Annotated in this window: 8 protein-coding genes; 5 read left to right on the top strand and 3 right to left on the bottom strand. The window is 69.4% G+C overall.

Features of this window, described 5'->3' with window-relative positions; translation table 11 throughout:
• Positions 1-123: 123 nt before the first annotated feature.
• From ACFW1I_RS25890 to ACFW1I_RS25880, 3 genes are read right to left on the bottom strand one after another with little or no spacing between them, the layout of a single operon-like run.
• Positions 124-327, bottom strand: a complete 204-nt coding sequence (locus ACFW1I_RS25890; protein WP_384674240.1) for a hypothetical protein — start codon at positions 325-327, stop codon at positions 124-126.
• Complete coding sequence (locus ACFW1I_RS25885; protein WP_384674238.1) at positions 321-1,052, bottom strand: hypothetical protein; 732 nt, start codon at positions 1,050-1,052, stop codon at positions 321-323. Before ACFW1I_RS25885 ends, ACFW1I_RS25890 begins: the two co-directional genes overlap by 7 nt.
• Positions 1,049-1,429 carry a WhiB family transcriptional regulator gene (locus tag ACFW1I_RS25880; RefSeq protein ID WP_384674235.1) on the bottom strand — a complete coding sequence of 127 codons (381 nt, stop codon included), beginning with the start codon at positions 1,427-1,429 and terminating at the stop codon, positions 1,049-1,051. Before ACFW1I_RS25880 ends, ACFW1I_RS25885 begins: the two co-directional genes overlap by 4 nt.
• Before the next feature lie 238 nt (positions 1,430-1,667).
• Here ACFW1I_RS25880 and ACFW1I_RS25875 point away from each other — a divergent pair, with 238 nt between their 5' ends.
• The 5 genes from ACFW1I_RS25875 to tuf all read left to right on the top strand — a co-directional run bounded on the left by ACFW1I_RS25875 (position 1,668) and on the right by tuf (position 6,843).
• Positions 1,668-2,117 carry a helix-turn-helix domain-containing protein gene (locus tag ACFW1I_RS25875; RefSeq protein ID WP_384674233.1) on the top strand — a complete coding sequence of 150 codons (450 nt, stop codon included), beginning with the start codon at positions 1,668-1,670 and terminating at the stop codon, positions 2,115-2,117.
• A 360-nt stretch (positions 2,118-2,477) separates the two neighbouring features.
• Positions 2,478-2,849 carry a 30S ribosomal protein S12 gene (gene rpsL, locus ACFW1I_RS25870; RefSeq protein ID WP_003948652.1) on the top strand — a complete coding sequence of 124 codons (372 nt, stop codon included), beginning with the start codon at positions 2,478-2,480 and terminating at the stop codon, positions 2,847-2,849.
• Positions 2,850-2,851: 2 nt separating this feature from the next.
• Complete coding sequence (gene rpsG, locus ACFW1I_RS25865; RefSeq protein WP_030494244.1) at positions 2,852-3,322, top strand: 30S ribosomal protein S7; 471 nt, start codon at positions 2,852-2,854, stop codon at positions 3,320-3,322.
• Between the two features lie 39 nt (positions 3,323-3,361).
• Complete coding sequence (gene fusA, locus ACFW1I_RS25860; RefSeq protein ID WP_189948286.1) at positions 3,362-5,488, top strand: elongation factor G; 2,127 nt, start codon at positions 3,362-3,364, stop codon at positions 5,486-5,488.
• Between the two features lie 161 nt (positions 5,489-5,649).
• On the top strand, positions 5,650-6,843 hold the full coding sequence (tuf, locus tag ACFW1I_RS25855; protein ID WP_031012088.1) for an elongation factor Tu: 1,194 nt from the start codon (positions 5,650-5,652) through the stop codon (positions 6,841-6,843).
• The last annotated feature ends 55 nt before the right edge of the window (positions 6,844-6,898 follow it).

Genomic DNA, 6,898 nt, shown 5'->3' with positions numbered 1-6,898 from the left:
ACCCCACACATCCAGGCTCGAGTCCCAGCTGATCGCGCGGCTGCCCCTCGCCGGCGGCCTTGACGCGCGGCCCCCCCTCCGCCGGATTCCGGGCGGCGGTCGGGCGGTCAGGCGGTCGGGCGGTCAGGCGGTACGGGGCCGGCGCCGGGCCGCCCGCTCCGCCGCGAAGACGTCCTCCAGGCGGAAGAGCTGCGCGCGGCCCGCCCGGCCCGCGGCCCGCAGATGGCCCAGCTGGACCCACTTGCGGATGGTCGCCGGCGCCACCCCGGCCTCCTCGGCGGCCAGCGGTCCCGGGATCAGGGCCGGCAGGTGGGGCGTGCTCAGCACGAGGCCTCCTCGGTGTCGTCCATCGCCGCCTCGATCTCCTCGGTGCGGGCCCCGGAGGCGTCCGCCAGCTCCCGCCACGCGTCCTCCCGCCACAGGTGCCGGTAGGCCGGGTCGTCCTGGCAGCCGCACACCGGATCGGCGCACACGCAGGCGGGGTTCACGCACAGCACCGCCCGCCGGTCCGGGAAGGCGCGCAGCGAGACCGAGTCGCACCACGGGCAGCGCCCGGCCACCCGCACCACCGACTCCGCCGCGCCGAGCGTGCGCGCGCACCGGCGGGCCATCCGCCGGATCTCGTCCCGCACATGGCGGGCCAGGTCCGGGTGGGCGGCGACGGAGTCGAGGAGCCCGACGACCCGGCGCAGCCGGTCGGTCACCCCGGCCCGCGGCGGCCGCGGCAGCCCGAGCCGGGCGCACACGGCCTCCTCCAGCTCCACCACGCCGTCGGTCACGTCCCGGATGCAGTCCGAGACGTGCAGCCGGATCGGGGCGGCGCCGTGGCCGGGGACGGCGAGCCCGTGCCGCTGCTCCAGCAGCAGCGCCTCCCGCCGCTCCTGGCGCAGGAGTTCGGCGTCGCCGGCGCGCGGGGCGGCGGGCGCGGCGCCGGCGGGGGAGCGGCGGCCGGGCGCCAGCTCCTCGGCGAGCTCGGGGAACTGCCGGACCAGGGCGGCGGCCCAGAGCAGCACGTCCCGCAGGACGGCCTCGGCGCCGGCGTCCCCGGTCACGCGGTGCCCCCGGCGCGGTCGCCCGCGGCGGCGACGAGCACGGCGTCGAGCTGCGCGGCGACGGTACGGGGGTCGAGCGGGCCGAGCGGGTCGGCGGGGTCCGGGCGGCCGAGCGGGTCGGCGGCGCCCGGCTTCGCGTATCGGGACGAACGGGGCTTCACCGGGCGTCCGTTGCGCCACAGGCGCCCCGCGCAGACGCCGTCGAACCAGCTCTCGGCGGGGGCGACGGCCGCCTCGCACTCGCGGGGGACGGGGCAGCCGGCGCAGGCCCGCAGGGCGGGGGCGGCCTGCCGCTCGCGGCGGGCGAAGACGACGGACGGGGAGAGGCCGGCGCACGCGGCGGCGGCCTGCCAGGGGGTCGGGTCGGGCTGGGACAAGACGGTTCTCTCCACGGTCCGGGGCCGCCGGGCGCGGGGCCACGAGGGCCCGGCGGCCGGGGCCGGCGAGTGCGGCGGTCAGCAGACTCGCATGTTGCGTGCGAGCTCGCAACTAGCGATGTGGAGGGGTCTTCATCGATTCGACACGATTGCGTGCCCGAAAGCACGTAATTCCGTGCGCGCAAGCACGCTAGAGTGAAGGGCCCGGAGGGTGGGGATGATGAGGGAGCGGTAGAGCATGAACAGTCAAGGGCTCGACGAGTTCGCCGGCTGGGTCGAAGACCTGATGAGACGGCGCGGATACGACATCGACAGCCCGCGCGGCGGCGGCAAGTCCCGGATCGCGGACGAGGCCGGGGTCCACCGGGCCGCGGTGACCCGTCTGCTCCAGCGGCAGAGCATGCCCGACCTGGAGACCATGCGCAGGATCGCCCCGCTCCTCGGGGTCTCCGTCCGGGACATGCTGATCCGCTCCGGCCGGGTCACCCCCGAGGAACTCCCCCTCGCGGCGGACCTGCTCCCGCCGACCGACTGGCAGCCCACCATGGAGGACTTCGCCCGCTGGCTCGGCGTCCCCGACGAGCGCATGGGCGTCTTCGTCAAGGTGGTCAGCCAGTTCCTGGAGCCCGACACCGCGGCCGAGGCCGAGGAGTCGCGCGCCGAGTCCCGCCGCACCGCCCGCGACTGAACCGCGGGCCCGCGGCGGGCCGCCGCGTGCGGTGGACAGCGGGCCGCGGATGTGCTTCACCGGTGCGGTCCGACGCCCTCCACCGGGGCGGTCCCAAGATCCATCGGGGCCCGGCCCGGCGGCGGGGGTCCTTTTCTTTTGACCGCAGTCCGTGCGATAGGTACGCTCATGCCTTGTGCCTGGGGTGTGCCTGGGCTCCTGTGCGTGTCCACAACCGCACGGTGAGTCCAAGACCGGCCACCGTGATCCGCGCCCTTTCCGCGCTCAGCGGAGGTCCGCCGGATCCGACACGCCCGACCGCGTGGGTCGGTGAATGTTCCAGGTTAGTAGTACTTACGGCACACAGAAACCGGAGAAGTAGTGCCTACGATCCAGCAGCTGGTCCGGAAGGGCCGGCAGGACAAGGTCGAGAAGAACAAGACGCCCGCTCTCGAGGGTTCGCCCCAGCGCCGTGGCGTCTGCACGCGTGTGTTCACGACCACCCCGAAGAAGCCGAACTCGGCCCTCCGTAAGGTCGCGCGTGTGCGTCTGACCAGCGGCATCGAGGTCACGGCCTACATCCCGGGTGAGGGACACAACCTGCAGGAGCACTCCATCGTGCTCGTGCGTGGTGGCCGTGTGAAGGACCTGCCTGGTGTTCGTTACAAGATCATCCGCGGCTCCCTCGACACCCAGGGTGTCAAGAACCGCAAGCAGGCCCGCAGCCGCTACGGCGCCAAGAAGGAGAAGTAAGAATGCCTCGTAAGGGCCCCGCCCCGAAGCGCCCGGTCATCATCGACCCGGTCTACGGTTCTCCTCTTGTCACGTCGCTGATCAACAAGATCCTGCTCGACGGCAAGCGCTCCACCGCCGAGCGCATCGTCTACGGCGCCATGGAGGGCCTGCGCGAGAAGACCGGTGCTGACCCGGTCGTCACGCTGAAGCGCGCCCTCGAGAACGTCAAGCCGGCTCTCGAGGTCAAGTCCCGCCGTGTCGGTGGCGCCACCTACCAGGTGCCGATCGAGGTCAAGCCCGGTCGTGCCTCCACCCTCGCGCTGCGCTGGCTCGTCGGTTACTCCCGCGCCCGTCGCGAGAAGACCATGACCGAGCGCCTCATGAACGAGCTCCTGGACGCCTCGAACGGCCTGGGTGCTTCGGTCAAGAAGCGCGAGGACACGCACAAGATGGCCGAGTCCAACAAGGCCTTCGCGCACTACCGCTGGTAGTCGCAACCCACATCGAGACCGAGAGAAGACTGAAGCCTTATGGCTACCACTTCGCTTGACCTGGCCAAGGTGCGCAACATCGGCATCATGGCCCACATCGACGCGGGCAAGACGACCACCACCGAGCGGATCCTGTTCTACACCGGCGTTTCGTACAAGATCGGTGAGGTCCACGACGGCGCTGCCACGATGGACTGGATGGAGCAGGAGCAGGAGCGTGGCATCACGATCACGTCCGCTGCCACCACCTGCCACTGGCCGCTCGAGAACGTCGACCACACGATCAACATCATCGACACGCCGGGCCACGTCGACTTCACCGTCGAGGTGGAGCGTTCGCTGCGCGTGCTCGACGGTGCTGTCACCGTGTTCGACGGCGTGGCCGGTGTCGAGCCCCAGTCCGAGACCGTCTGGCGTCAGGCGGACCGCTACGGCGTTCCGCGCATCTGCTTCGTCAACAAGCTCGACCGGACCGGCGCCGACTTCTTCCGCTGCGTCGAGATGATCGTGGGCCGCCTCGGCGCCACCCCGATCGTCATGCAGCTCCCGATCGGTGCCGAGGCCGACTTCCAGGGCGTCATCGACCTCGTGAAGATGAAGGCCCTCGTCTGGTCCGCCGAGGCGACCAAGGGCGAGATGTACGACGTCGTCGACATCCCGGCCGACAAGCAGGAGCTCGCCGACGAGTGGCGCGCCAAGCTCGTCGAGGCCGTCGCCGAGAACGACGAGGAGCTCATGGAGCTCTTCCTCGAGGGCGAGGAGCCCACCGAGGAGCAGCTCTACACCGCGATCCGTCGCATCACCATCGCCTCCGGCAAGGGCGGCGACACCACGGTCACCCCGGTGTTCTGTGGCACCGCGTTCAAGAACAAGGGCGTCCAGCCCCTGCTCGACGCCGTCGTCCGCTACCTGCCGTCGCCCCTCGACGTCGAGGCCATCGAGGGCCAGGACGTCAAGGACGCCGAGGTCGTCGTCAAGCGCAAGCCGTCCGACGACGAGCCGCTGGCCGCCCTCGCGTTCAAGATCGCGAGCGACCCGCACCTGGGCAAGCTCACCTTCGTCCGGATCTACTCCGGTCGCCTGGAGGCCGGCACCGCGGTGCTGAACTCCGTCAAGGGCAAGAAGGAGCGCATCGGCAAGATCTACCGCATGCACGCGAACAAGCGTGAGGAGATCGACTCGGTGGGCGCCGGCGACATCGTCGCCGTCATGGGCCTGAAGCAGACCACCACCGGTGAGACGCTGTGCGACGAGAAGAACCCGGTCATCCTGGAGTCCATGGACTTCCCGGCGCCGGTCATCCAGGTCGCGATCGAGCCCAAGTCCAAGGGTGACCAGGAGAAGCTGGGTGTCGCCATCCAGCGTCTCGCGGAGGAGGACCCCTCCTTCCAGGTCCACTCGGACGAGGAGACCGGCCAGACCATCATCGGTGGCATGGGCGAGCTCCACCTCGACATCCTCGTCGACCGCATGCGTCGCGAGTTCAAGGTCGAGGCCAACGTCGGCAAGCCGCAGGTCGCGTACCGCGAGACGATCCGCAAGGCCGTCGAGCGCGTGGACTACACCCACAAGAAGCAGACCGGTGGTACCGGTCAGTTCGCCAAGGTGCAGATCGCGATCGAGCCCATCGAGGGCGGCGAGGCGTCGTACGAGTTCGTGAACAAGGTCACCGGTGGCCGCATCCCGAAGGAGTACATCCCTTCGGTCGACGCCGGTGCGCAGGAGGCCATGCAGTTCGGCATCCTGGCCGGCTACGAGATGACGGGCGTCCGCGTCATTCTTCTCGACGGTGCCTACCACGAGGTCGACTCCTCCGAGCTCGCGTTCAAGATCGCCGGCTCGCAGGCCTTCAAGGAGGCCGCGCGCAAGGCTTCGCCCGTGCTCCTCGAGCCGATGATGGCCGTCGAGGTCACCACGCCCGAGGACTACATGGGTGAGGTCATCGGCGACATCAACTCCCGCCGTGGCCAGATCCAGGCCATGGAGGAGCGGGCCGGTGCCCGCGTCGTGAAGGGCCTCGTGCCCCTCTCGGAGATGTTCGGCTACGTCGGCGACCTGCGCAGCAAGACGTCCGGCCGTGCCAGCTACTCCATGCAGTTCGACTCCTACGCCGAGGTTCCGCGGAACGTCGCCGAGGAGATCATCGCGAAGGCCAAGGGCGAGTAACGCAACCGCGTTCAACGCACCGCGTTCACACGCTTTAGGCTTGACACCGACCGGTGGGGGGCCGTCCCGAGAAGGACACCCCCTGCCGGGCGGCACCCCAGCAAAGATCACCTGGCGCCGATGAAGCAAGGCGTTCAGAACCACTCCACAGGAGGACCCCAGTGGCGAAGGCGAAGTTCGAGCGGACTAAGCCGCACGTCAACATCGGCACCATCGGTCACATCGACCACGGTAAGACGACCCTCACGGCCGCCATTACCAAGGTGCTGCACGACGCGTACCCGGACCTGAACGAGGCCTCGGCCTTCGACCAGATCGACAAGGCTCCCGAGGAGCGCCAGCGCGGTATCACGATCTCGATCGCGCACGTCGAGTACCAGACCGAGTCGCGTCACTACGCCCACGTCGACTGCCCCGGTCACGCGGACTACATCAAGAACATGATCACGGGTGCCGCGCAGATGGACGGCGCCATCCTCGTGGTCGCCGCCACCGACGGCCCGATGCCGCAGACCAAGGAGCACGTGCTCCTGGCCCGCCAGGTCGGCGTTCCGTACATCGTCGTCGCCCTGAACAAGGCCGACATGGTGGACGACGAGGAGATCCTGGAGCTCGTCGAGCTCGAGGTCCGTGAGCTCCTCTCCGAGTACGAGTTCCCGGGCGACGACCTGCCGGTCGTCCGCGTCTCCGCGCTCAAGGCCCTCGAGGGCGACAAGGAGTGGGGCGAGAAGCTCCTCGGCCTCATGAAGGCCGTGGACGAGTCCATCCCGCAGCCCGAGCGTGACGTCGACAAGCCGTTCCTGATGCCGATCGAGGACGTCTTCACGATCACCGGTCGTGGCACCGTCGTCACCGGTCGTATCGAGCGTGGTGTCCTCAAGGTCAACGAGACCGTCGACATCATCGGCATCAAGACCGAGAAGACCACCACCACGGTCACCGGCATCGAGATGTTCCGCAAGCTCCTCGACGAGGGCCAGGCCGGTGAGAACGTCGGTCTGCTCCTCCGTGGCATCAAGCGCGAGGACGTCGAGCGCGGCCAGGTCATCATCAAGCCCGGCTCGGTCACGCCGCACACCTCCTTCGAGGCCCAGGCGTACATCCTGTCGAAGGACGAGGGTGGCCGTCACACCCCGTTCTTCAACAACTACCGCCCGCAGTTCTACTTCCGTACCACGGACGTGACCGGCGTCGTGACCCTCCCCGAGGGCACCGAGATGGTCATGCCGGGCGACAACACCTCCATGTCCGTCGAGCTGATCCAGCCCGTCGCCATGGAGGAGGGCCTCAAGTTCGCCATCCGTGAGGGTGGCCGGACCGTCGGCGCCGGCCAGGTCGTCAAGATCAACGCCTGATCTTGAACTGACCTGGTAGCTCGCACGAGCTGCTAGCAGGGGGAAGGCCCCGCAC

Origin of the sequence: Streptomyces sp. NPDC058955, from assembly GCF_042741435.1 — a bacterium.
Classification (GTDB): domain Bacteria; phylum Actinomycetota; class Actinomycetes; order Streptomycetales; family Streptomycetaceae; genus Streptomyces.
Note: the sequence above shows the minus strand (reverse complement) of the source record. Positions and strands in the feature narration are given on the sequence as shown.

Bases quoted from the DNA above. Each gene is read 5' to 3' on its own strand.
- ACFW1I_RS25875 (WP_384674233.1), top strand. From the start codon at position 1,668: ATGAACAGTCAAGGGCTCGACGAGTTCGCCGGCTGGGTCGAAGACCTG.
- fusA (WP_189948286.1), top strand. From the start codon at position 3,362: ATGGCTACCACTTCGCTTGACCTGGCCAAGGTGCGCAACATCGGCATC.
- rpsG (WP_030494244.1), top strand. From the start codon at position 2,852: ATGCCTCGTAAGGGCCCCGCCCCGAAGCGCCCGGTCATCATCGACCCG.